Below are 23,095 nucleotides of genomic sequence, written 5' to 3' on the forward strand. Positions count from 1 at the left end.
CGCGCGAAGGGTGCACCAGTGAGTGCTGCAGCCGCCGCGCCGGCACGCGTTCCGCTCGCCGCCTTTGCCGTGGTTCTGGGAGGCGTCAGCGCCGCGCTGCACCTCGGCAAGCTGCCGCCCGCGGTGCCGGCGCTGCAAGCTACGATGGGCATCGACCTGGTCGAGGCCGGGTTCCTGCTGTCGCTGGTGCAGGTGGCGAGCATGGCGCTGGGCCTGGTTGCGGGGCTGGCAGCCGACACGATCGGCCTGCGCCGCAGCATGCTGGCGGGATTGGCGATCCTGACGGTCGCGAGCCTGCTGGGCGGCGCGGTGGGCGCGGGTTGGCTCGGCCGAACGTTCGCGCTGCAATGGCTGCTGGGCCTGCGCGCGCTCGAAGGCGTCGGCTTCCTGATGGCCGTGATGCCGGGACCGGGGTTGATCCGGGCCTTGACGCCGGCCGGCGCCGACAAGGCCGCGCTGGGCGTGTGGGGCGCTTACATGCCGTTCGGCGTCGCGCTCGCGCTGCTGGCCGGCCCGGCCCTGATCGCCTGGGGCGGATGGCCCGACTGGTGGTGGACGCTGTCCGCGGTCTCCGCGGGTGCGGCGCTCTGGTTGTGGCTTGCGGTGTCCCCGGACGCACGGCGGACCGGCGCTGCCGCGAAGGTGGCGGACGGGGCGGCGGCCACCGGCTGGCCGGCGCGGCTGCGCGCCACTGTCGGCGCACGGGGGCCGTGGATGACGGCTGCGACCTTCGCGGTGTATTCGGCCCAATGGATGGCGGTAATCGGTTTCCTGCCCGCCATCTACGCGGGGGCGGGCGTGCCGGCCGGGCTCAGCGCCGTGCTGACCGCGCTGGCTGCCGCGATGAACATTGTCGGCAACCTCGCGGGCGGCCGCTGGCTCCAGCGCGGCGTGGCGCCCGAGCGCCTGCTGCGCTGGGGGTTCCTGGCCATGGCGCTGGGCGGCATCGCGGCCTTTGCGCAGGTGGGGCAGGGCGGCGACGCGCTGGGGCTGCCGCCGGCGCTGCGCTACATCGCGGTCTGCGTCTTTTCGCTGGGTGGCGGCATGGTGCCTGCCACGCTGTTCCTGCTCGGCGTGCGCCTGGCGCCGGGGCCTTCGACCGTCTCCACCACGGTCGGCCTCATGCAGCAGGCCTCGTCGCTGGGGCAGTTCCTCGCGCCGCCGGCGGTGGCCTGGATCGCGCTGCGCGCCGGCGGCTGGCATTGGACCTGGATCGCCACGCTCGCCTGCTCGCTCGCGGGCATGCTGCTCGCGGCGGGCCTCGGGCGAATACGCCTTGCGACGGAAGTGGCATGAAGGACGCAGCGACAATCGACGCCATGCAGGCCGAAGCCGATACCCGGCGCTGGCTGGAGCGCGCGGTCATCGGGCTCAACCTGTGCCCCTTCGCAAAGGCGGTGCACGTGAAACGGCAGATCCACCATGCCGTCTACCTGGGCGCCGACGAAGGCCCTCTGATCGAGATGCTCCTGGCCGAAGCCCGTGAACTCACTGCGCACGATGCTTCCGTGCGCGACACCACCTTGCTCATCGCACCCAACACCTTGGCGGACTTTCTGGACTTCAACGACTTCACGGCCCGCGCCGAACGCAAGCTCGCGCGCGCAGGCTTCGACGGCGTGCTGCAGCTCGCGAGCTTCCATCCGCAGTTCGAGTTCGCCGGCAGCGCGCCCGACGACATCGGCAACGCCACCAATCGCGCGCCCTATCCCACGCTGCACCTGCTGCGCGAAGACAGCGTGAGCCGCGCGGTCGAGGCCTTTCCCGAGGCCGAGGCGATCTTCGAGCGCAACATCGAAACGCTCGAAGCGCTGGGCCAGGCCGGCTGGAATGCGCTCGACGTCGGCGCCGGGAGTGCAACGCGATGAACGCACAGCCGACCCGGGCCGGGATGACCGCCAAAGCGTCGAAGGCCGAAAACGAATTGTTGGAGGTGCTGCGTCCGGGCCAATCGGTCGAGCTCTTGAAGGAACTGCACATCCTCACGCGCGAAGGCCGCCTCAACCAGGACTCGCGCCGCAAGCTCAAGCAGGTCTACCACCTGTTCCAGTTCATCGAGCAATTGCTGCGCGAGCTGCCGGAGGCGGGCACCGGCGCCACGCTGGCCGACCACGGCGCCGGCAAGTCGTACCTCGGCTTCATCATCTACGACCTGTTCTTCCGCTCGCACGCGGGCGGTCACGTATACGGGATCGAGACGCGCGGCGAACTCGTCGAGAAATCGCGTGCGCTGGCCACGCGGCTCGGCTTCGACCGCATGTCTTTCCTGAACCTCACGGTGGCCGAGTCGGCCAGCGCCAGCGAATTGCCCGAGCGCATCGACGTGGTCACCGCGCTGCATGCCTGCGACACCGCGACCGACGACGCCATCGCCTTCGGACTGGCGAAGAAGGCGCGCGCGATGGTGCTCGTGCCCTGCTGCCAGGCCGAGGTCGCGGCCTGCCTGCGCGAGACCAAGGCGCTCGCGCTGTCGCGCACGCCGCTGGCCGAGCTCTGGCGCCATCCGCTGCACACGCGCGAAATCGGCAGCCAGCTCACCAACGTGCTGCGCTGCCTCTACCTCGAGGCCAACGGCTACAGCGTGACCGTCACCGAACTGGTCGGCTGGGAGCACAGCATGAAGAACGAACTGATCCTGGCGCGCCATACCGGCCAGCGCAAGGCTGCCGCCGCGGCGCGGCTGCGCGAATTGCTGGCGCAGTTCGGACTCGACGCCCTGGGCGATACGCGGTTTCGGCTGGACTGAACCGGCGTCGACGCAACCCGCGCGAGCGTTCGACGCCATGGCCCGTCTTCCCCGCCTCACGCTCCCCGGCATGCCGCACCACGTGATCCAGCGCGGCAACAACCGCCAGCCGATCTTTGTGGATCGCGCGGACCACGAAAAGCTGCTCGGCCTGCTCGCCGACAACGCCGTGCGCTTTGGCATCGCGCTGCACGCCTACGTGCTGATGGACAACCATTTCCACCTGCTGGCCACGCCTGACAGAACCACCGGCCTGCCGCAGTTCATGCAGTCGGTGGGGCGCAGCTACGTGCGCTATTTCAACGACCGCCATGGCCGCAGCGGCACGCTGTGGGAAGGGCGCTACAGGTCCACGCTGATCCAGACCGACCGCTACCTGCTGACCTGCATGGCCTATATCGACCTGAACCCGGTGCGCGCAGGGCTGGTGTCGGATGCGCGCGACTTCGCCTGGTCCAGCCACGGTCACTACGCGGGCTTGCGCCACGACAGGCTGCTGACGCCACATCCGCTCTATTGGGAACTCGGCAACACGCCGTTCGCGCGCGAGGCTGCCTATGTAGAGCTCGTGCGCGGCGGCGTGCGTGCTGCCGACCAGGTCGCGCTCACCGATGCAACCTTGCGGGGCTGGGCAGCGGGCGATGCCGACTTTCTGGCCTCGCTTCAGAAATCGACCGAGCGCCGCGTGACCAAGGCCCGCGCCGGCCGGCCTCCCTCAGCGCCCGAGACGCAGGCCTGAACGCAGGGGCATGGAAAAGGCGCCGCTCCGCGTGCCGGCCAATCAATCTGTCCCCAATTTTATCCTCACCAAAACCCTCGAAATTCAATGAGACTCTGACCCCGATTAAAGTGTTTGGCATTCTTTGTGCATCGCAATATCCTCACCATCCCTGCGAAAACTGAAGGAGTGCGCCATGACGACGGCTGCCGAGATCGAACATCTCCAACAACACGGTCTGTATTCCGGTGCCGACGAGCATGACGCCTGCGGCGTCGGCTTCGTCGCGCACATCAAGGGCGAGAAGAGCCATGCCATCGTGCTGCAGGGCCTCAAGATCCTCGAGAACCTCGACCACCGCGGCGCAGTGGGCGCCGACAAGCTGATGGGCGACGGCGCCGGCATCCTGATCCAGCTGCCCGACCGCCTCTACCGCGAAGAAATGGCCAAGCAGGGCGTCACGCTGCCCCCGCCCGGCGAATACGGCGTCGGCATGATCTTCCTGCCCAAGGAACATGCCTCGCGCCAGGCCTGCGAACAGGAGATGGAGCGCGCGATCAAGGCCGAGGGGCAGGTGCTGCTGGGCTGGCGCGACGTGCCGGTGAATCGCGAGATGCCGATGTCGCCGACCGTGCGCGAGAAAGAGCCGCTGCTGCGCCAGGTCTTCATCGGCCGCGGCAACGACGTGATCGTGCAGGACGCACTCGAGCGCAAGCTCTACGTGATCCGCAAGACCGCGAGCGCCAACATCCAGCGCCTGAAGCTCAAGCACAGCAAGGAATACTACGTTCCGAGCATGTCGAGCCGCACCGTGGTCTACAAGGGCCTGCTGCTCGCCGACCAGGTCGGTACCTATTACCTCGACCTGCAGGACAAGCGCTGCGTTTCGGCGCTCGGCCTGGTGCACCAGCGCTTCTCGACCAACACCTTCCCGGAGTGGCCGCTGGCCCACCCGTACCGCTACGTCGCCCACAACGGTGAAATCAACACGGTCAAGGGCAACTACAACTGGATGAAGGCGCGCGAAGGCGTGATGTCGTCGCCGGTGCTCGGCCCCGACCTGCAGAAGCTCTACCCGATCAGCTTCGCCGGCCAGTCCGATACCGCCACCTTCGACAACTGCCTCGAGCTGCTCACGATGGCCGGCTACCCGATCAGCCAGGCCGTGATGATGATGATCCCGGAACCCTGGGAGCAGCACGCCACCATGGACCCGCGCCGCCGCGCGTTCTACGAATACCACGCGGCCATGCTCGAGCCGTGGGACGGCCCGGCCTCGATCGTCTTCACCGACGGCCGCCAGATCGGCGCCACGCTCGACCGCAACGGCCTGCGGCCTTCGCGCTACTGCGTGACCGACGACGACCTCGTCATCATGGCCTCGGAGTCGGGCGTGCTGCCCGTGCCCGAGCAGAAGATCGTGCGCAAGTGGCGCCTGCAGCCCGGCAAGATGTTCCTGATCGACCTGGAGCAGGGCCGCATGATCGACGATGAGGAGGTCAAGGCCACCCTCGCGAACAGCAAGCCCTACAAGCAGTGGATCGAGAACCTGCGCATCAAGCTCGACAGCGTCGAGGCCGAGCCGGCCGGCGCGGTCAGCGCGCCGATCTCGCAGGTGCCGCTGCTCGACCGCCAGCAGGCCTTCGGCTACACCCAGGAAGACATCAAGTTCCTGATGAGCCCGATGGCGCAGGCCGGCGAAGAGGGCATCGGCTCCATGGGCAACGACAGCCCGCTGGCCGTGCTCTCGAGCAAGAACAAGCCGCTCTACAACTACTTCAAGCAGCTGTTCGCGCAGGTGACCAACCCGCCGATCGACCCGATCCGCGAAGCGATCGTGATGTCGCTGGTGTCGTTCATCGGCCCCAAGCCGAACCTGCTGGACATCAACCAGGTCAACCCGCCGATGCGGCTCGAAGTGAGCCAGCCGATCCTCGACTTTGCCGACATGGCCAAGCTGCGCGACATCGGCACCTACACGCAGGGCAAGTTCAAGAGCTACGTGCTCGACATCACCTACCCGCTCGACTGGGGCTACGAAGGCGTCGAGGCCAAGCTGGCATCGCTGTGCGCCGAGGCGGTGGACGCGATCAAGGGCGGCCACAACATCCTGATCGTGAGCGACCGCGGCGTCGGCCCGACGCAGGTGGCGATTCCCGCTGCGCTGGCGTTGTCGGCCGTGCACCAGTACCTCGTGGGCGAGGGCCTGCGCACCACGGCCGGACTGGTCGTGGAGACCGGCTCGGCGCGCGAGGTGCACCACTTCGCCGTGCTCGCGGGCTACGGCGCCGAAGCCGTGCACCCGTACCTGGCCATGGAAACGCTGGCGGCGATGCACGCGGACCTGCCGGGCGACATGAGCGCCGAGAAGGCGGTCTACAACTACGTCAAGGCCATCGGCAAGGGCTTGTCGAAGATCATGTCGAAGATGGGTGTCAGCACCTACATGAGCTACTGCGGCGCCCAGCTGTTCGAGGCCATCGGCCTCAACAGCCGGACGGTCGGCAAGTACTTCACGGGCACCGCGAGCCGCGTCGAGGGCATCGGCGTGTTCGAGATCGCCGAGGAAGCGATCCGCATGCACAAGGCCGCGTTCGGCGACGACCCGGTGCTTGCCAACATGCTCGACGCGGGCGGCGAATACGCCTGGCGCACGCGCGGCGAGGAGCACATGTGGACGCCCGATGCGATCGCCAAGCTGCAGCACAGCACGCGCGCCAACAACTGGAACACCTACAAGGAATACGCGCAGCTCATCAACGACCAGAACCGCCGCCACCTCACGCTGCGCGGCCTGTTCGAGTTCAAGATCGATACCGCCAAGGCGATTCCGGTCGACGAGGTCGAGCCCGCGTCCGAGATCGTGAAGCGCTTCGCCACCGGCGCGATGTCGCTCGGCTCGATCAGCACCGAGGCGCACTCGGTGCTCGCCGTGGCCATGAACCGCATCGGCGGCAAGAGCAACACCGGCGAAGGCGGCGAAGACCCGGCGCGCTACCGCAACGAGCTCAAGGGCATTCCGATCAAGCAGGGCGACACGCTGCGCAGCGTCATCGGCGCCGAGAACGTCGAGGTCGATCTGCCGCTGCGCGATGGCGACTCGCTGCGTTCGCGCATCAAGCAGGTGGCCTCGGGCCGCTTCGGCGTCACGGCCGAGTACTTGCATTCGGCCGACCAGATCCAGATCAAGATGGCGCAGGGCGCCAAGCCCGGCGAGGGCGGCCAGCTCCCGGGCGGCAAGGTCACCGAGTACATCGGCAAGCAGCGCTACGCGGTGCCGGGCGTGGGCCTCATCAGCCCGCCGCCGCACCATGACATCTACTCGATCGAAGACCTCGCGCAGCTGATCCACGACCTGAAGAACACCGCGCCGCATGCGAGCATCAGCGTCAAGCTGGTGAGCGAGATCGGCGTCGGCACCATCGCCGCAGGCGTGGCCAAGTGCAAGAGCGACCACGTCGTGATCGCCGGCCATGACGGCGGCACGGGCGCCTCGCCCTGGTCGTCGATCAAGCACGCAGGCAGCCCGTGGGAGATCGGCCTGGCCGAGACGCAGCAGACGCTGGTGCTCAACCGCCTGCGCAGCCGCATCCGCGTGCAGGCCGACGGCCAGATGAAGACCGGCCGCGACGTCGCCATCGGCGCACTTCTGGGCGCCGACGAGTTCGGCTTCGCCACCGCGCCGCTGGTGGTCGAGGGCTGCATCATGATGCGCAAGTGCCACCTGAACACCTGCCCGGTGGGCGTGGCCACGCAAGACCCGGTGCTGCGCCAGAAGTTCTCGGGCAAGCCCGAGCACGTCGTCAACTACTTCTTCTTCGTGGCCGAGGAAGTGCGCCAGATCATGGCCCAGCTCGGCATCCGCAAGTTCGACGACATGATCGGCCGCGCCGACCTGCTCGACATGCGCCGCGGCATCGAGCACTGGAAGGCCTCGGGCCTGGACTTCAGCCGCCTGTTCGCACTGCCGAATGTGCCCGCCGATGTGTCGCGCTACCACGTCGAGAACCAGGACCACGGCCTCGACCGCGCGCTCGACGTGAAGCTGATCGAAAAGTCGCGCCCCGCCATCGACCGCGGCGAGAAGGTGCAGTTCATCGAGGTGGCGCGCAACGTCAACCGTTCGGTGGGCGCCATGCTCTCGGGCGCGCTGACCAAGGTGCATCCGCAGGGCCTGCCCGACGATTCGATCCGCATCCAGCTCGAAGGCACCGGCGGCCAGTCGTTCGGGGCTTTCCTGGCGCGCGGCATCACGCTCTACCTGATCGGCGACGCCAACGACTACACCGGCAAGGGCCTGTCGGGCGGCCGCGTGGTGGTGCGCCCTAGCCTCGACTTCCGGGGCGAGGCGGTGCGCAACACCATCGTGGGCAACACCGCGCTGTACGGCGCGACCACCGGCGAAGCCTACCTCTGCGGCGTGGCCGGCGAACGCTTCGCAGTGCGCCTGTCGGGCGCCACCGCGGTGGTCGAAGGCACGGGCGACCATGGCTGCGAGTACATGACCGGCGGCACCGTGGCCGTGCTCGGCAAGACGGGCCGCAACTTCGCGGCCGGCATGAGCGGCGGCGTGGCCTTCGTCTACGACGAGGACGGCCAGTTTGCCTCGCGCTGCAACATGGCGATGGTCTCGCTCGAGAAGGTGCTGACCTCCACCGAGCAGACCGCGAGCGTGCACCGCAAGATCTGGCACGGCGGCGAGACCGACGAGGCGCAGCTGCGCAAGCTGCTCGAAGACCACCACCGCTGGACCGGCAGCAAGCGCGCGCGCGAGCTGCTCGACAACTGGGCCGAGGCGCGGACCAAGTTCGTGAAGGTGTTCCCCAACGAGTACAAGCGCGCGCTCGCCGAACTCCACGACCGCAAGGTCGAGCTCACGAGCAGCGGCAACAACGCGCACGTCGGCCTCGAGCCGCATGCGATTGCCGCGTCCAAAACGGCGCCGGCGGCTGCCTGAATGCCCGGGTGAACGCAGAAGACATAACGAAGGAACATCACGATGGGAAAGATCACCGGCTTCCTGGAGCATGAGCGCGTCGAGGAGGGCTACCGCCCGGTCGAGGAGCGCCTGAAGCACTACAAGGAATTCGTCATCGGCCTGGACACCGAACAGGCCAAGGTGCAGGGCGCGCGCTGCATGGACTGCGGCACGCCGTTCTGCAACAGCGGTTGCCCGGTCAACAACATCATTCCGGACTTCAACGATCTCGTGTACCGCAACGACTGGCAGAACGCCTTCGCAGTGCTCGACTCCACCAACAACTTCCCCGAGTTCACCGGCCGCATCTGCCCTGCACCCTGCGAGGCCGCCTGCGTGCTCAACGTGAACGACGATCCCGTGGGCATCAAGTCGCTCGAGCACGCGATCATCGACCGCGCGTGGGACGAAGGCTGGGTCGCGCCGCGCGTGGCCAAGCACAAGACGGGGAAGAAGGTTGCCGTGGTGGGCGCCGGCCCGGCCGGCATGGCCGCAGCGCAGCAGCTCGCGCGCGCCGGCCATGACGTCACGCTGTTCGAGAAGAACGACCGCATTGGCGGCCTGCTGCGCTACGGCATCCCCGATTTCAAGATGGAGAAGTCGCACATTGATCGCCGCGTCGAGCAGATGAAGGCCGAGGGCGTGGCCTTTCGCACCGGCGTGGTCGTCGGTGCCGCGAAGGACCCGCTCGGCAAAGGCTCCAAGGTGACCAACCTGGCCAAGGAAACGGTCACGCCCGAGCAGCTGCAGAAAGAGTTCGACGCCGTGCTGCTCACCGGCGGCGCCGAGCAGTCGCGCGACCTGCCCGTGCCCGGGCGCGACCTCGACGGCATCCATTTCGCGATGGAGTTCCTGCCGCAGCAGAACCGCGTCAATGCCGGCGACAAGCTCAAGGGCCAGCTGCGCGCCGAAGGCAAGCACGTGATCGTGATCGGCGGCGGCGACACCGGCTCCGACTGCGTGGGCACCAGCAACCGCCACGGCGCAGCGAGCGTCACGCAGTTCGAGCTGATGCCCCAGCCGCCTGAGGAAGAGAACCGCCCGCTGACCTGGCCCTATTGGCCGATCAAGCTGCGCACCAGCTCCAGCCACGAGGAAGGCTGCGAGCGCGAGTTCGCGATCTCTACCAAGGAGTTCATCGGCGAAAAGGGCAAGGTCACCGGCCTCAAGACCGTCCGTGTCGAATGGAAGGACGGCAGGATGCAGGAAGTCGCAGGCAGCGAGCAGATCCTCAAGGCCGACCTCGTGCTGCTCGCCATGGGCTTCGTGAGCCCCGTGGCGGCGGTGCTCGATGCCTTCGGCGTCGAGAAAGACGCGCGCGGCAACGCCCGCGCTAGCGTCGATTTCGTCGGCGGCTATGTCACCAACGTGCCCAAGGTGTTCGCGGCCGGTGACATCCGCCGGGGCCAGTCGCTCGTCGTCTGGGCGATTCGCGAGGGCCGGCAGGCCGCGCGCTCGGTGGACGAATTCCTGATGGGATTCAGCGACCTTCCGCGCTGAGATTTTTGTTTCAGTTTGGCGGGGCCTGCCGCGCTCCCGCTATCATTCGCGGAAACCGCACGCCGGGATGCCCGAAAGGGTGCCCGGCTTTTTCATTGAGATGGACGCAGCCGTACCCCAGCCCCAACCCTTCGTAGAGTTCCGCGACGTCACGTTCGGCTACGGCGCACGCGCGATCCTCGGCGGCGTGTCGTTTTCCGTGCCGCGCGGCAAGGTCACGGCACTGATGGGCGCTTCGGGCGGCGGCAAGACGACCGTGCTGCGGCTCGTCGGCGGCCAGCAGCGGGCGCAGCGCGGCGAGGTGCTGTTCGACGGCCACGATGTGGGCGGCTTCGATGCGGCGGCGCTGTACGCGGCGCGGCGCCGCATGGGCATGCTGTTCCAGTTCGGTGCGCTCTTCACCGACATGAGCGTGTTCGACAACGTCGCCTTCCCGCTGCGCGAGCACACGCAATTGCCCGAGCCGCTGGTGCGCGACATCGTGCTCATGAAGCTCGACGCGGTCGGCCTGCGCGGTGCGCGCGACCTGATGCCGAGCGAGGTCTCGGGCGGCATGGCCCGGCGCGTGGCGCTGGCCCGCGCGATCGCGCTCGACCCCGACCTGGTCATGTACGACGAGCCCTTCGCCGGCCTCGACCCGATCTCGCTGGGCACGGCGGCGCGGCTGATCCGGCGGCTCAACGACACGCTCGGGCTCACGAGCATCGTGGTTTCGCACGACCTCGAGGAAACCTTCCGCATCGCCGACCATGTGGTGATCCTGGCCAACGGCCGCATCGCCGCGCAGGGCGCACCCGACGACGTGCGCCAGAGCGACGACCCGCTGGTCCACCAGTTCGTCAATGCGCTGCCCGACGGACCGGTGCACTTTCATCACCCGGGCGTCGGCATCGAGGAAGACTTCGATCCGCAGGGAGGCCGCTCATGAGCTGGTGGAATCCGGCCGACGTCGGCTTCACGGTGCGCAGCAAGCTCGCCGGCCTGGGCTACGGCGCCAAGCTGTTCGTGCGCTTGGTGCTGCAGGGCGCGCAGAGCCTGCGACGCTTCAGCCTGGTGCGCGACCAGATCCATTTCCTCGGCAACTACTCGCTCGCGATCATCGCGGTGTCGGGCCTGTTCGTCGGCTTCGTGCTCGGGCTGCAGATGTACTACGCGCTGCAGCGCTACGGTTCCTCCGAAGCGCTCGGCCTGCTGGTGGCGCTGAGCCTGGTGCGCGAGCTCGGGCCGGTGGTGGCGGCGCTGCTCTTCACCGGTCGGGCCGGCACCTCGCTGACCGCCGAGATCGGCCTCATGAAGGCCGGCGAGCAGCTCAGCGCGATGGAGATGATGGCCGTCGATCCGGTGCGGCGCATCCTGGCGCCGCGCTTCTGGGCCGGCGTCATCACGATGCCGCTGCTGGCGGCGGTGTTCAGCGCCGTCGGCATCATGGGCGGCTACGTGGTCGGCGTGCTGATGCTCGGCGTCGACCCCGGTGCGTTCTGGGGGCAGATGCAGGGCGGCGTCGACGTGTGGCGCGACGTCGGCAACGGCGTGATCAAGAGCATCGTCTTCGGCTTCACCGTCACTTTCATCGCGCTGCTGCAGGGCTACGAGGCGCAGCCCACGCCCGAAGGCGTGTCGCGCGCCACCACGCGCACCGTGGTGATGGCGTCGCTGTCGGTGCTGGGGCTCGACTTCCTGCTCACCGCCATGATGTTCAGTATTTGAAGGAGCCCCGGCTCCATCGTTCTAGAGAGTGCCAACCATGCAACGTTCCAACAACGACCTCTGGGTCGGCCTGTTCGTCCTGATCGGCGGCGCGGCGCTGCTTTTCCTCGCGCTGCAGTCCGCCAACCTGCTGAGCCTGAATTTCCAGCAGACCTACAACGTGGTCGCCCGCTTCCAGAACATCGGCGGGCTCAAGCCGCAGACGGCGGTCAAGAGTTCCGGCGTGGTCGTCGGCCGTGTCGAATCGATCACCTTCGACGACAAGACATTTCAGGCCAACGTGACGCTGGCTTTGCAAAAACGCTACAGTTTTCCCAAGGACAGCTCGCTCAAGATCCTGACCAGTGGCCTGCTCGGCGAGCAGTACATCGGCATCGAGGCGGGCGCCGAGGAGAAGAACCTCCAGGCCGGCGACACGATCACTGCGACCCAGTCGGCCGTGGTGCTCGAAAACCTGATCAGCCAATTCCTCTACAGCAAGGCGGCCGAAGGAAGCACTTCGACGCCGGGAACAGCCAACAAGAAATGAAATCAACGAGCACTCTGAGGCCGCTCGCTATCAATAAGGTAGCGCGCGGCGCACATTGGGCGGCCGCTGCCGTCGCCCTGGCCCTGGCTGCGGGATGCGCCAGCGGCCCCCAGGCCCATCCGGGCGATCCTTTCGAGCCTTTCAACCGCGGCGTCACGCGCTTCAACGACGTGGTGGACGACGCAGTGCTCGTGCCCGCGGCCACCGCCTACGAACGCGTGCTGCCTTCGATGGTGCGAACGGGCGTGGGCAACTTCTTCAGCAATGTCGGCGACATCTGGAGCTTCGCCAACAGCGTCGCACAGCTCAAGCTGCGCAACAGCGCCGAGACCTTCATGCGTCTCAACGTGAACACCTTCTTCGGGCTTGGCGGTCTGCTGGACATTGCCACCGAGGCCGGCATCGACCGCCACGAGGAAGACTTTGGCCAGACACTCGGCCGCTGGGGCGTCGGGCCCGGACCGTACGTGGTGCTGCCGGTGTTCGGCCCGTCGACGGTGCGCGACACCGCCGCCCTGCCGGTCGACCGCGCCGGCAGCGTGATCGGCAACATGCACGACGTGGCATGGCGCAACTCGCTGGCGCTGCTCGAAGCCGTCGACACGCGCGCGCGGTACCTGCGCGCGGGGCGGCTGCTGAACGACGCCGCGCTCGACAAGTACACCTTCACGCGCGACGCCTACCTGCAGCATCGCCGCAGCGACGTCTACGACGGCAATCCACCGGACGACGACGATGAAGGCGGAAAGTAGATCGGGGCGGAAGCAGGGCTGATCGCCGCCGGATGCGAGCGTTTCTGCTTGCATCCCGTTTCAAGGCTTCACCTGTGCTTCAGGGAACCGGGTCGGCCGGCGGCCTGTCGAACACGTTCTTTCCAGCAGGCGCGCGAACAATCGAATCGATCGCGCGGCCCTGCAGGAGTTTCAACTTGAAGGGGTTTTCATGAACAACAAGATCTTGCAACGCCGCGGCTTCGGCCGGCTCGTACTGGCCAGCGCACTGCTCGTGGGCGCCGCCACCGCCTTCGTGCGTCCCGCGCATGCGGCCGACGAGGCGCCCGACGCGCTCGTCAAGCGGCTGTCGACCGACGTGCTCGAGACCATCAAGGCGGACACCTCGATCAAGGCCGGCGACATCAACAAGATCATGCTGCTGGTCGACAGCAAGATCATGCCCAACGTCAACTTCCAGCGCATGACGGCGTCCGCGGTGGGCCCGGCCTGGCGCCAGGCCACGCCGGAGCAGCAGAAGCGCCTGCAGGAAGAGTTCAAGACGCTGCTGGTGCGCACCTACGCGGGCGCGCTCGACCAGGTCAGCGACCAGAGCGTCACGGTGCGTCCGTTCCGCGGTTCGACCGAAGACAACGAAGTGCTGGTCCGCACCGAGGTCAAGGGCCGCGGCGATCCGGTCCAGCTCGACTACCGGCTCGAGAAGACGCCGGGGCAGGGCGGTGGCTGGAAGGTCTACAACCTCAATGTGCTGGGCGTCTGGCTGGTCGACACCTACCGCACGCAGTTCGCGCAGGAAATCAACGCCCGCGGCATCGATGGCCTGATTGCAGCGCTCGCCGCGCGCAACAAGGGCAACAGCGGCCGGAGCTGACGCCATGCTGGTGCTGCCCTCGAAGCTCACGCACGACGACGCCCCGGCCTGCATGCGCATGCTGCAGCAGGGGCTCGCGGGGCAGACCGATACGTCGACAGTGGTCGACGCCAGCGCGCTCGCGCAGTTCGACTCCTCGGCGCTTGCGGTGCTGCTCGAATGCCGGCGCGAATCGAGCGCGATCGGCCGCGGCTTCGCGGTCAAGGGACTGCCGCCCCGACTGCGCGAGCTGGCGGCGCTGTACGGCGTCGCGAGCCTGCTGCCGGCGGCGCCCTGAGCGGCCTTCCGGGGCGCCGCATCGGCCGGCGCCAGGGCAGGGCATCGGGCCTGCGTCCAGCGTGCAAACTGGCGCGCCCGTAAAATCGCCGGCTCCCATGCCCGCGATCTCATTCCAGTCGGTCTCCAAGACCTATCCCCCCTCCAGACAACAGCGGGCCCAAGGCCAGCAGGGTTTGCGCGCCGTCGACGACGTCAGCTTCCAGATCGAGGAGGGCGAATTCTTCGGCCTGCTCGGTCCCAACGGCGCCGGCAAGACCACCCTGATCAGCATGCTCGCGGGCCTGTCGCGGCCCACGGCCGGCGCGATCAGCGTGCACGGCTTCGATGTGCAGCGCGACTACGCCGAAGCGCGGCGCCAGCTCGGCATCGTGCCGCAGGAGCTGGTGTTCGACCCGTTCTTCAACGTGCGGGAGTCGCTGCGCATCCAGTCGGGCTATTTCGGCATCAAGAACAACGAGGCCTGGATCGACGAGCTGCTGCAAAGCCTGGGCTTGGCCGACAAGGCCACCGCCAACATGCGCCAGCTCTCGGGCGGCATGAAGCGCCGCGTGCTGGTGGCGCAGGCGCTGGTGCACAAGCCGCCGGTCATCGTGCTCGACGAGCCCACGGCCGGCGTCGACGTCGAACTGCGCCAGACGCTGTGGCAGTTCGTCGCCAGGCTCAACAAGCAGGGCAGCACCGTGCTGCTCACCACCCATTACCTCGAAGAGGCCGAAGCGCTGTGCAGCCGCATCGCGATGCTCAAGCTCGGCCGCGTGATCGCGCTGGACCGCACCAGCGAGCTGCTCAAGTCCGCCGCGAGCAATGTGCTGCGCTTCAAGACCGACGCCATGCTTCCGTGGTCCATCGCCCAGCATGCGCGCATCACCGGCCGCATCGTGCAACTGCCGGCGCAGAACGCGCATGAAGTCGAACAACTGCTGGCCGCGATCCGCGAGGCCGGCGTCGTGGTGGAAGACGTGGAAATGCGCAAGGCCGACCTGGAAGACGTGTTCATCGACCTGATGGCGGGCGAGCAGACGCCGCTGGAGGTGTCCCGATGATGGCCGTTACGGGATGGCGCGCGCTGCTCTACAAGGAGACGCTGCGCTTCTGGAAGGTCGGCTTTCAGACCGTCGGTGCACCGGTGCTCACCGCGCTGCTCTACCTGATGGTGTTCGGCCATGTGCTCGAAGACCATGTGAAGGTCTACGGCTCGGTCAGCTACACCGCCTTTCTGGTGCCCGGGCTCGTGATGATGAGCGTGCTGCAGAACGCCTTCGCCAACAGTTCCTCGTCGATCATCCAGAGCAAGATCATGGGCAACCTGGTCTTCGTGCTGCTCACGCCGCTGTCGCACTGGGGCTGGTTCTTCGCCTACGTGGGCTCGTCGGTGATCCGCGGGCTGGCCGTGGGACTCGGCGTCTTCGTGGTCACCATGTTCTTCGCGATGCCGAATTTCGTGGCGCCGCTCTGGATCGTGGTGTTCGCGCTGCTTGGCTCGGCCATGCTCGGCACGCTGGGGCTCATCGCAGGGCTCTGGGCCGAGAAGTTCGACCAGATGGCCGTGTTCCAGAACTTCCTGATCATGCCCATGACCTTTCTCTCGGGCGTGTTCTATTCGATCGGGTCGCTGCCGCCGTTCTGGCAGAAAGTGAGCCACCTGAACCCGTTCTTCTACATGATCGACGGCTTCCGCTACGGCTTCTTCGGCGTGAGCGACGCCTCGCCCTGGCTCAGCCTGGGCATCGTCGGCGCGGCGTGGCTCGTGATCAGCGCGATCGCGGTCCATCTGCTGCGCATCGGCTACAAAATCAGAGGCTAAAACCCCCATGACCGCTGAAGAGCTTCAAGCCATCATCCAGTCCCATCTGCCTTGCGAGCACATCGCGCTCGAGGGCGATGGCCGGCACTGGTATGCCACCATCGTCTCGGCCGAATTCGAGGGCAAGCGCCCGATCCAGCGCCATCAGCGGGTCTACGCCACCCTGGGTGCGAAAATGCACACCGACGAGGTGCATGCACTCTCGATGAAGACCTACACGCCGGCCGAATGGGCGGCGATCGACAAATAAGTAAGCAAGCAACGGCCGCCGAGCGGCCCCTATTCGCTGGATTCCTGATGGACAAGCTTCTGATTCGCGGCGGGCGCCAGCTTCGCGGCGAGGTACTCATTTCCGGCGCCAAGAACGCCGCACTGCCCGAGCTGTGCGCAGCGCTCCTGACCGACCAGCCCGTGGTGCTGCACAACGTGCCGCGGCTGCAGGACGTGTCGACCATGCTCAAGCTGGTGCGCAACATGGGCGTCACGGCCGAACGCGACGACAACGGCACGGTGCGGCTCGACGCCGGCGATCTCGTCAACCCCGAGGCGCCCTACGAACTGGTCAAGACCATGCGCGCCTCGGTGCTGGCGCTGGGCCCGCTGCTCGCGCGCTTCGGCCATGCGAAGGTCTCGCTGCCGGGCGGCTGTGCCATCGGCTCGCGGCCGGTCGACCAGCACATCAAGGGACTGCAGGCCATGGGCGCCGAGATCGCGGTCGAGCACGGCTACATGCTCGCGCGGCTGCCGGCCGGCCGCACGCGGTTGAAGGGCGCCCGCATCCTGACCGACATGGTCACCGTGACCGGCACCGAGAACTTCCTCATGGCCGCAGCGCTGGCCGAAGGCGAGACCCTGCTCGAGAACGCCGCACAGGAGCCCGAGATCGTCGACCTGGCCGAGATGCTGATCCGCATGGGCGCGAAGATCGAAGGCCATGGCACCAGCCACATCCGCATTCAGGGCGTCGATAAGCTGCACGGCTGCGAGCATGCGGTGGTGGCCGACCGCATCGAGGCCGGCACCTTCCTCTGCGCCGTGGCCGCGACGGGCGGCGATGTGCTCCTGCGCCATGCGCGCGCCGACCACATGGAGGCCGTGATCGACAAGCTGCGCGATGCCGGGTGCACGGTCGCTGCGGAAGAGGGCGGCGTGCGCATCAGCTCCAGCGCGCCGGCCAGCGGGCACCTCAAGGCGCAAAGCTTCAGCACCACCGAATACCCGGGCTTCCCGACCGACATGCAGGCCCAGTTCATGGCGCTCAACGTCATCGCGCGCGGCGCGTCGATGGTCACCGAAACGATCTTCGAGAACCGCTTCATGCATGTGAACGAAATGATGCGCCTGGGCGCCCGCATCCATGTCGAAGGCAAGGTGGCGATGGTCGAGGGCGTGGAGCAGCTCTCGGGCGCCACCGTGATGGCCACCGACCTGCGCGCCTCGGCGAGCCTCGTCATTGCCGGGCTCGTGGCCGACGGCGAGACGCTGGTCGACCGCATCTACCACCTTGACCGGGGCTACGACCGCATGGAAGCCAAGCTGCGCGGCCTCGGCGCCGACATCGAACGACTGACCGGAGCCGCCGCCGCATGATCACCCTCGCATCACAGGAGTCGCAATCGTGATCACGCTTGCTCTGTCCAAGGGCCGCATCTTCGAAGAGACGCTGCCCCTGCTGGCCGCGGCCGGCATCGAGGTCACCGAAGACCCCGAGAAATCGCGCAAGCTGATCCTCGGCACCACCCGGCCCGACGTGCGCGTGGTGCTGGTGCGCGCCTCCGACGTGCCCACCTACGTGCAGTACGGCGGCGCCGACCTCGGCGTGACCGGCCTCGACGTGCTGCTCGAGCACGGCAACCAGGGCCTGTACCAGCCGCTCGACCTGCGCATCGCGGCCTGCCGCCTCAGCGTGGCGGTGCGCGCCGACTACGACTACGCCTCGGCCGTGCGCCAGGGCTCGCGCCTCAAGGTGGCGACCAAGTACGTGGGCCTTGCGCGCGAGTTCTTCGCGAGCAAGGGCGTGCACGTCGACCTGATCAAGCTCTACGGCAGCATGGAACTGGCGCCGCTCACCGGGCTGGCCGATGCCATCGTCGACCTGGTCTCGACCGGCAACACGCTCAAGGCCAACCAGCTGGTCGAGGTCGAGCGCATCATGGACATCAGCGCGCGTCTCGTGGTCAACCAGGCCGCGCTCAAGCTCAAGCGCGAGCCGATCCGCCGCATCATCGACGCCTTCGCGTCGGCCATTCCCTCTGCCTGATCTCTTTTCGAAGCCATGACCCCGAAAGCAGCCCCCGCCCGACTGTCCACCGCCTCGGCCGGCTTCGACGCCGAATTCAAGGCGCGGCTGCATTGGTCCGCGGATGCCGATGCGGCCATCGAGAAGGTCGTGGCCGACATCCTGGCCGACGTGCAGCGGCGCGGCGACGAGGCGGTGCTTGAATACACGCGGCGCTTCGACCGGCTCGAGGCGACGACGCTGTCGCAGCTGGAGCTCACGCAGGCCGAACTCAAGGCGGCCTTCGAGTCGCTTCCCGCCGCGCAGCGTGAGGCGCTCGAAGCCGCGGCGCAGCGCGTTCGCAGCTACCACGAGGCGCAGAAGAAAGCCTCGGGCGAAAGCTGGAGCTACCGAGACGCCGACGGCACGCTGCTGGGCCAGAAGGTCACGCCGCTCGACCGCGTCGGCATCTACGTGCCGGGAGGCAAGGCCGCCTACCCGTCGAGCGTGCTGATGAATGCCATTCCCGCACATGTCGCGGGCGTGGGCGAGATCATCATGGTCGTGCCGACGCCCGGGGGCGAGAAGAACCCGCTCGTGCTCGCCGCCGCCTACGTGGCCGGCGTGACGCGCGCCTTCACCATCGGCGGCGCCCAGGCCGTGGCCGCGCTGGCCTACGGCACCGCCACCATCCCCGCGGTCGACAAGATCACCGGCCCCGGCAACGCCTATGTGGCGGCCGCCAAGCGCCGCGTGTTCGGCACCGTGGGCATCGACATGATCGCGGGCCCGAGCGAGATCCTGGTGCTGGCCGACGGCAGCACGTCGCCCGACTGGGTGGCGATGGACCTGTTCAGCCAGGCCGAGCACGACGAGCTCGCGCAGAGCATCCTGCTGTGTCCCGACGCGGCCTACATCGACCGCGTGCAGGCCGAGATCGACCGCCTGCTGCCGACGATGCCGCGCGCCGAAATCATCGCCGCCTCGCTCAATGGCCGAGGCGCGCTGATCCACACCCGGAGCATGGAAGAGGCCTGCGAGATCAGCAACCGCATCGCCCCCGAGCACCTCGAGGTCAGCAGCAGAGAGCCGCAGCACTGGGAGCCGCTCTTGCGCCATGCGGGCGCGATCTTCCTCGGCGCTTTCACGAGCGAGAGCCTCGGCGACTACTGCGCGGGCCCGAACCACGTGCTGCCCACCAGCGGCACGGCGCGCTTCTCGAGCCCGCTCGGTGTCTACGACTTCCAGAAGCGCTCGAGCCTGATCGAGGTCAGCGAGGCCGGAGCGCAGGTGCTCGGCCCGATCGCCGTGACGCTGGCCGAGGGCGAAGGCCTGCAGGCCCATGCCGAAGCGGCGCGGCTGCGGCTTCGCAAGGCCTGAGTCCGGCCCATTTCATTGCGCCAGGAGAGGCACGCACGATGGCCAGACGCCGTTTTCATCGTCCGCGCACGGCGGCCGTGCTGCTGGCGCTGCTTGCAGCCGCGGGCATGGCGCAGGCCATGAGCATCCGCGAACTGCGTACGCTCGAAGCCGGCGAGAAGGACGGCAAGGCCTATGCGAGCTACTACCTCGTCGGCCTGCTCGAAGGCCTGCGCGAAGGCGTGGAGTCCTCGCAGCGCAACGGCCAGAAACCGCTCTTCTGCGTCGAAGACCGCCGGCTCGAACCCGCGATGGCGCGCTCCCTCTACCAGACCGAACTGAGCCGCAACGCCGACACCTATGAAGCCGACATGCCAGTCCAGCTGGTCATGGCCGGCGCCCTCCGCAACAGCTACCGCTGCACAAAATGACCACTTCCCCGCCTGTCCGTCCGATCGACCGCATCCGCTCCGACGTGCAGTCCATGCACGCCTATGCAGTGCAGGATGCACGCGGGCTCGTCAAGCTCGACGCCATGGAGAACCCCTTCGGCCTGCCGACGTCGCTGCAGGCCGAACTCGGCGCGCGGCTCGGCGCGCTGGCGCTCAACCGCTATCCGGGCGAGCGCGGCACCGACCTGCAGCGCGCGCTGGCGGCGCATGCGCAGATGCCCGAAGGCTTCGCCCTGATGCTCGGCAACGGCTCGGACGAGCTGATCTCGCTGCTGGCCATTGCCTGCGACAAGCCCGGCGCCGCAGTGCTTGCGCCCGTGCCCGGCTTCGTGATGTACGCCATGAGCGCCCAGCTGCAGGGCCTGCGCTTCGTGGGTGTGCCGCTCACGGCGGACTTCGAGCTCGACGAGGCCGCGATGCTCGCCGCCATCGCACGCGAAAAGCCCGCCATCGTCTACCTCGCCTATCCGAACAATCCCACCGCCAACCTCTGGGACGACGCGGCGATCGAGAGGATCGTCGAAGCCCAGGGCGCCGAGGGTGGGCTGGTGGTCATCGACGAGGCCTACCAGCCCTTCGCCGCCCGCAGCTACATCGACCGCATCGCGCGCCACGGCCATGTGCTCCTGATGCGCACGCTCAGCAAGTTCGGTCTCGCCGGCATCCGGCTCGGCTACCTCATGGGGCCGGCCGCGCTGGTCGCCGAGATCGACAAGGTGCGCCCGCCCTACAACATCAGCGTCCTCAACTGCGAGTGCGCGCTGTTCGCGCTCGAGCATGCAGAGGTGTTCGAGGCGCAGGCACGGCAGATCCGCGACGAGCGCCATCGGCTCATGATGGGCCTGGGACGGCTGCCGGGCGTCAAGACCTGGCCCAGCGACGCCAACATGATCCTGGTGCGCGTGCCCGACGCTGCGAAGACCTTCGAGGGCATGAAGAGCCGCGGGATCCTGGTCAAGAACGTTTCTAAAATGCACGAACTGCTCGCAAACTGCCTGCGCCTGACTGTCGGCACCGCCGACGAGAATGCGCGCATGCTCGCGGCCCTCGAAGATTCACTATGACCACCCCACAGCCTGCCGACACCGGCACCGCCGCGCGCACCGCCTCCGTCACGCGCAACACCGCCGAGACCAAGATCACCGCGAGCGTCAATCTCGACGGCACCGGAAAGGCCAAGCTCTCGACGGGCATCGGCTTCTTCGACCACATGCTCGACCAGATCGCCCGCCACGGGCTGATCGACCTCGAGATCGACTGCCAGGGCGACCTTCACATCGATGGCCATCACACCGTCGAGGATGTCGGCATCACGCTCGGCCAGGCCGTGGCCAAGGCCGTGGGCGACAAGAAGGGCATCCGCCGCTACGGCCATGCCTATGTGCCGCTCGACGAAGCGCTGAGCCGCGTGGTGATCGATTTCTCGGGCCGCCCGGGCCTGGAGATGCACGTGCCGTTCACGAGCGGCATGATCGGCACCTTCGACAGCCAGCTCACCTACGAATTCTTCCAGGGCTTCGTGAACCATGCCTTCGTCACGCTGCACATCGACAACCTCAAGGGCATCAATGCGCACCACCAGTGCGAGACCGTGTTCAAGGCCTTCGCACGCGCGCTGCGCAGCGCGCTCGAACTCGACCCGCGCTCGGCGGGCGTGATCCCGTCGACCAAGGGCTCGCTCTGAGCCAAGCGGCGCTATGAAGCTATGAAATCTGTAGCAGCAAACACCGTCGCCGTGGTCGACTACGGCATGGGCAACCTGCACTCGGTGTCGCAGGCCGTGCGCCATGCGGCCGACCTGGCGGGCGTGGAAGTGTTCGTGACGTCCGATCCCGAGGTGGTGCGCCAGGCCACACGCGTGGTGCTGCCGGGGCAGGGCGCCATGCCCGACTGCATGCGCGAACTGCGCGAGTCGGGGCTGATGGAAAGCGTGCTCGAGGCGGCGGCGGCCAAGCCGCTCTTCGGCGTCTGCGTCGGCATGCAGATGCTGTTGTCGCGCAGCGACGAAGGCCCGACCGAGGGGCTCGACCTCATTCCGGGCGAGGTCGTCAAGTTCGATCTCGCCGGGCGCCTGCAGCCCGACGGCAGCCGCTTCAAGGTGCCGCAGATGGGCTGGAACCAGGTGCGCCAGGCGCATGCGCATGCCATGTGGGCCAGCGTGCCGGACCTGAGCTACTTCTATTTCGTCCACAGCTTCTATGCCCGGCCGGCGGACGCGCGGCACAGCGTGGGCGAGTCGGATTACGGGGCATGCTTTACCGCTGCCATCGCACGCGATAATATTTTTGCCACCCAGTTCCATCCCGAGAAGAGTGCGGACCATGGGTTGCAGCTCTACCGAAATTTCCTTCACTGGAATCCCTGACCACCATTCCCTCGCCTGGGCTTCGCCATCCGACAGCCCTTTCTTCGCCCACTCGCGCCACTTTCATGCTCCTCATCCCAGCGATCGACCTCAAAGACGGCCACTGCGTACGCCTCAAGCAAGGCGATATGGACCAGTCCACCATCTTCAGCGAAGACCCCGCCGCCATGGCCCGCAAATGGGTCGACGCCGGCGCGCGGCGGCTGCACCTGGTCGATCTGAATGGCGCCTTCGCCGGCAAGCCGCAGAATCACGCGGCCATCAAGGCGATCCTGAAGGAAGTCGGCGACGACATCCCGGTGCAGCTCGGCGGCGGCATCCGCGACCTCGACACCATCGAGCGCTACATCGACGACGGCCTGCGCTACGTGATCATCGGGACCGCCGCGGTCAAGAACCCCGGCTTCCTGAAGGACGCCTGCGTGGCCTTCGGCGGCCACATCATCGTGGGGCTCGACGCCAAGGAAGGCAAGGTCGCCACTGATGGCTGGAGCAAGCTCACGGGCCACGAGGTGGCCGACCTCGGCAAGAAGTTCGAGGACTACGGCGTGGAGTCGATCATCTACACCGACATCGGCCGCGACGGCATGCTCTCGGGCATCAACATCGAAGCCACCGTGCGGCTCGCGCAGGCGCTGACGATCCCGGTGATCGCCTCGGGCGGCCTCTCGAACATGGCCGACATCGACAAGCTCTGCGCGGTCGAGCCCGAGGGTGTCGAAGGCGTGATCTGCGGTCGTGCGATCTATTCGGGCGACCTCGACTTCGCGGCCGCGCAGGCGCGGGCCGACGAGCTCGCGGGCGCCGGACAGCCGTAGACAGCGGACTTCCCGGCCGC

General features: G+C 67.5%; 23 protein-coding genes. All 23 read left to right on the plus strand.

Features of this window, described 5'->3' with window-relative positions; translation table 11 throughout:
• Positions 1–18: 18 nt before the first annotated feature.
• Positions 19–1,296, plus strand: coding sequence for an MFS transporter (locus AC3A6G_RS06140; RefSeq protein WP_487862179.1), 1,278 nt, complete (start codon positions 19–21; stop codon positions 1,294–1,296).
• Complete coding sequence (locus AC3A6G_RS06145) at positions 1,293–1,868, plus strand: DUF1415 domain-containing protein (RefSeq protein ID WP_487864287.1); 576 nt, start codon at positions 1,293–1,295, stop codon at positions 1,866–1,868. Before AC3A6G_RS06140 ends, AC3A6G_RS06145 begins: the two co-directional genes overlap by 4 nt.
• Positions 1,865–2,746, plus strand: a complete 882-nt coding sequence (locus AC3A6G_RS06150) for a class I SAM-dependent methyltransferase (RefSeq protein ID WP_487873337.1) — start codon at positions 1,865–1,867, stop codon at positions 2,744–2,746. Before AC3A6G_RS06145 ends, AC3A6G_RS06150 begins: the two co-directional genes overlap by 4 nt.
• Before the next feature lie 37 nt (positions 2,747–2,783).
• Positions 2,784–3,485 (plus strand): transposase, encoded by a 702-nt coding sequence (locus AC3A6G_RS06155; protein ID WP_487862176.1) that lies wholly within the window; start codon positions 2,784–2,786, stop codon positions 3,483–3,485.
• 175 nt (positions 3,486–3,660) lie between these two features.
• Positions 3,661–8,421 (plus strand): glutamate synthase-related protein, encoded by a 4,761-nt coding sequence (locus AC3A6G_RS06160; protein WP_487873338.1) that lies wholly within the window; start codon positions 3,661–3,663, stop codon positions 8,419–8,421.
• Between the two features lie 42 nt (positions 8,422–8,463).
• On the plus strand, positions 8,464–9,942 hold the full coding sequence (locus AC3A6G_RS06165) for a glutamate synthase subunit beta (protein ID WP_487862174.1): 1,479 nt from the start codon (positions 8,464–8,466) through the stop codon (positions 9,940–9,942).
• A gap of 67 nt (positions 9,943–10,009) precedes the next feature.
• Complete coding sequence (locus tag AC3A6G_RS06170; RefSeq protein WP_487862173.1) at positions 10,010–10,870, plus strand: ABC transporter ATP-binding protein; 861 nt, start codon at positions 10,010–10,012, stop codon at positions 10,868–10,870.
• Positions 10,867–11,649 carry a lipid asymmetry maintenance ABC transporter permease subunit MlaE gene (mlaE, locus tag AC3A6G_RS06175; protein WP_487862172.1) on the plus strand — a complete coding sequence of 261 codons (783 nt, stop codon included), beginning with the start codon at positions 10,867–10,869 and terminating at the stop codon, positions 11,647–11,649. The genes AC3A6G_RS06170 and mlaE overlap by 4 nt, the downstream gene beginning before the upstream one ends.
• A gap of 37 nt (positions 11,650–11,686) precedes the next feature.
• Entirely contained in the window at positions 11,687–12,178 is a 492-nt protein-coding gene (gene mlaD / locus AC3A6G_RS06180) for an outer membrane lipid asymmetry maintenance protein MlaD (RefSeq protein ID WP_487862171.1), read from the plus strand.
• A complete protein-coding gene (locus AC3A6G_RS06185; protein WP_487862170.1) occupies positions 12,175–12,930 on the plus strand; it encodes an MlaA family lipoprotein in 756 nt (251 codons plus the stop codon). Before mlaD ends, AC3A6G_RS06185 begins: the two co-directional genes overlap by 4 nt.
• A gap of 190 nt (positions 12,931–13,120) precedes the next feature.
• Positions 13,121–13,780, plus strand: a complete 660-nt coding sequence (locus AC3A6G_RS06190; RefSeq protein WP_487862169.1) for an MlaC/ttg2D family ABC transporter substrate-binding protein — start codon at positions 13,121–13,123, stop codon at positions 13,778–13,780.
• Positions 13,781–13,784: 4 nt separating this feature from the next.
• Entirely contained in the window at positions 13,785–14,057 is a 273-nt protein-coding gene (locus tag AC3A6G_RS06195; protein WP_487862168.1) for an STAS domain-containing protein, read from the plus strand.
• 97 nt (positions 14,058–14,154) lie between these two features.
• On the plus strand, positions 14,155–15,102 hold the full coding sequence (locus AC3A6G_RS06200; protein WP_487862167.1) for an ABC transporter ATP-binding protein: 948 nt from the start codon (positions 14,155–14,157) through the stop codon (positions 15,100–15,102).
• A complete protein-coding gene (locus tag AC3A6G_RS06205) occupies positions 15,099–15,863 on the plus strand; it encodes an ABC transporter permease (RefSeq protein ID WP_487862166.1) in 765 nt (254 codons plus the stop codon). Before AC3A6G_RS06200 ends, AC3A6G_RS06205 begins: the two co-directional genes overlap by 4 nt.
• A 7-nt stretch (positions 15,864–15,870) precedes the next feature.
• Positions 15,871–16,113 (plus strand): BolA family protein, encoded by a 243-nt coding sequence (locus tag AC3A6G_RS06210; protein ID WP_487862165.1) that lies wholly within the window; start codon positions 15,871–15,873, stop codon positions 16,111–16,113.
• A 47-nt stretch (positions 16,114–16,160) separates the two neighbouring features.
• Positions 16,161–17,453, plus strand: a complete 1,293-nt coding sequence (gene murA, locus AC3A6G_RS06215; RefSeq protein ID WP_487862164.1) for a UDP-N-acetylglucosamine 1-carboxyvinyltransferase — start codon at positions 16,161–16,163, stop codon at positions 17,451–17,453.
• 28 nt (positions 17,454–17,481) lie between these two features.
• The gene (hisG, locus tag AC3A6G_RS06220) at positions 17,482–18,123 is read left to right on the plus strand and encodes an ATP phosphoribosyltransferase (protein ID WP_487862163.1); all 642 of its coding nucleotides are present in this window, start codon (positions 17,482–17,484) and stop codon (positions 18,121–18,123) included.
• Positions 18,124–18,138: 15 nt separating this feature from the next.
• Positions 18,139–19,461 carry a histidinol dehydrogenase gene (gene hisD, locus AC3A6G_RS06225; RefSeq protein ID WP_487862162.1) on the plus strand — a complete coding sequence of 441 codons (1,323 nt, stop codon included), beginning with the start codon at positions 18,139–18,141 and terminating at the stop codon, positions 19,459–19,461.
• A gap of 38 nt (positions 19,462–19,499) precedes the next feature.
• A complete protein-coding gene (locus AC3A6G_RS06230; protein WP_487862161.1) occupies positions 19,500–19,871 on the plus strand; it encodes a hypothetical protein in 372 nt (123 codons plus the stop codon).
• Positions 19,868–20,956: a histidinol-phosphate transaminase gene (gene hisC, locus AC3A6G_RS06235; RefSeq protein ID WP_487862160.1), complete on the plus strand. Its 1,089-nt coding sequence runs from the start codon at positions 19,868–19,870 to the stop codon at positions 20,954–20,956. Before AC3A6G_RS06230 ends, hisC begins: the two co-directional genes overlap by 4 nt.
• Positions 20,953–21,576, plus strand: a complete 624-nt coding sequence (gene hisB / locus AC3A6G_RS06240) for an imidazoleglycerol-phosphate dehydratase HisB (protein ID WP_487862159.1) — start codon at positions 20,953–20,955, stop codon at positions 21,574–21,576. The genes hisC and hisB overlap by 4 nt, the downstream gene beginning before the upstream one ends.
• A 21-nt stretch (positions 21,577–21,597) precedes the next feature.
• The gene (gene hisH / locus AC3A6G_RS06245; RefSeq protein WP_487862158.1) at positions 21,598–22,257 is read left to right on the plus strand and encodes an imidazole glycerol phosphate synthase subunit HisH; all 660 of its coding nucleotides are present in this window, start codon (positions 21,598–21,600) and stop codon (positions 22,255–22,257) included.
• Positions 22,258–22,322: 65 nt separating this feature from the next.
• Positions 22,323–23,075, plus strand: a complete 753-nt coding sequence (gene hisA, locus AC3A6G_RS06250) for a 1-(5-phosphoribosyl)-5-[(5-phosphoribosylamino)methylideneamino]imidazole-4-carboxamide isomerase (RefSeq protein WP_487862157.1) — start codon at positions 22,323–22,325, stop codon at positions 23,073–23,075.
• Positions 23,076–23,095: the final 20 nt, after the last annotated feature.

The sequence above is a fragment of the Variovorax sp. Soil_C_26 genome (genome assembly GCF_057657075.1).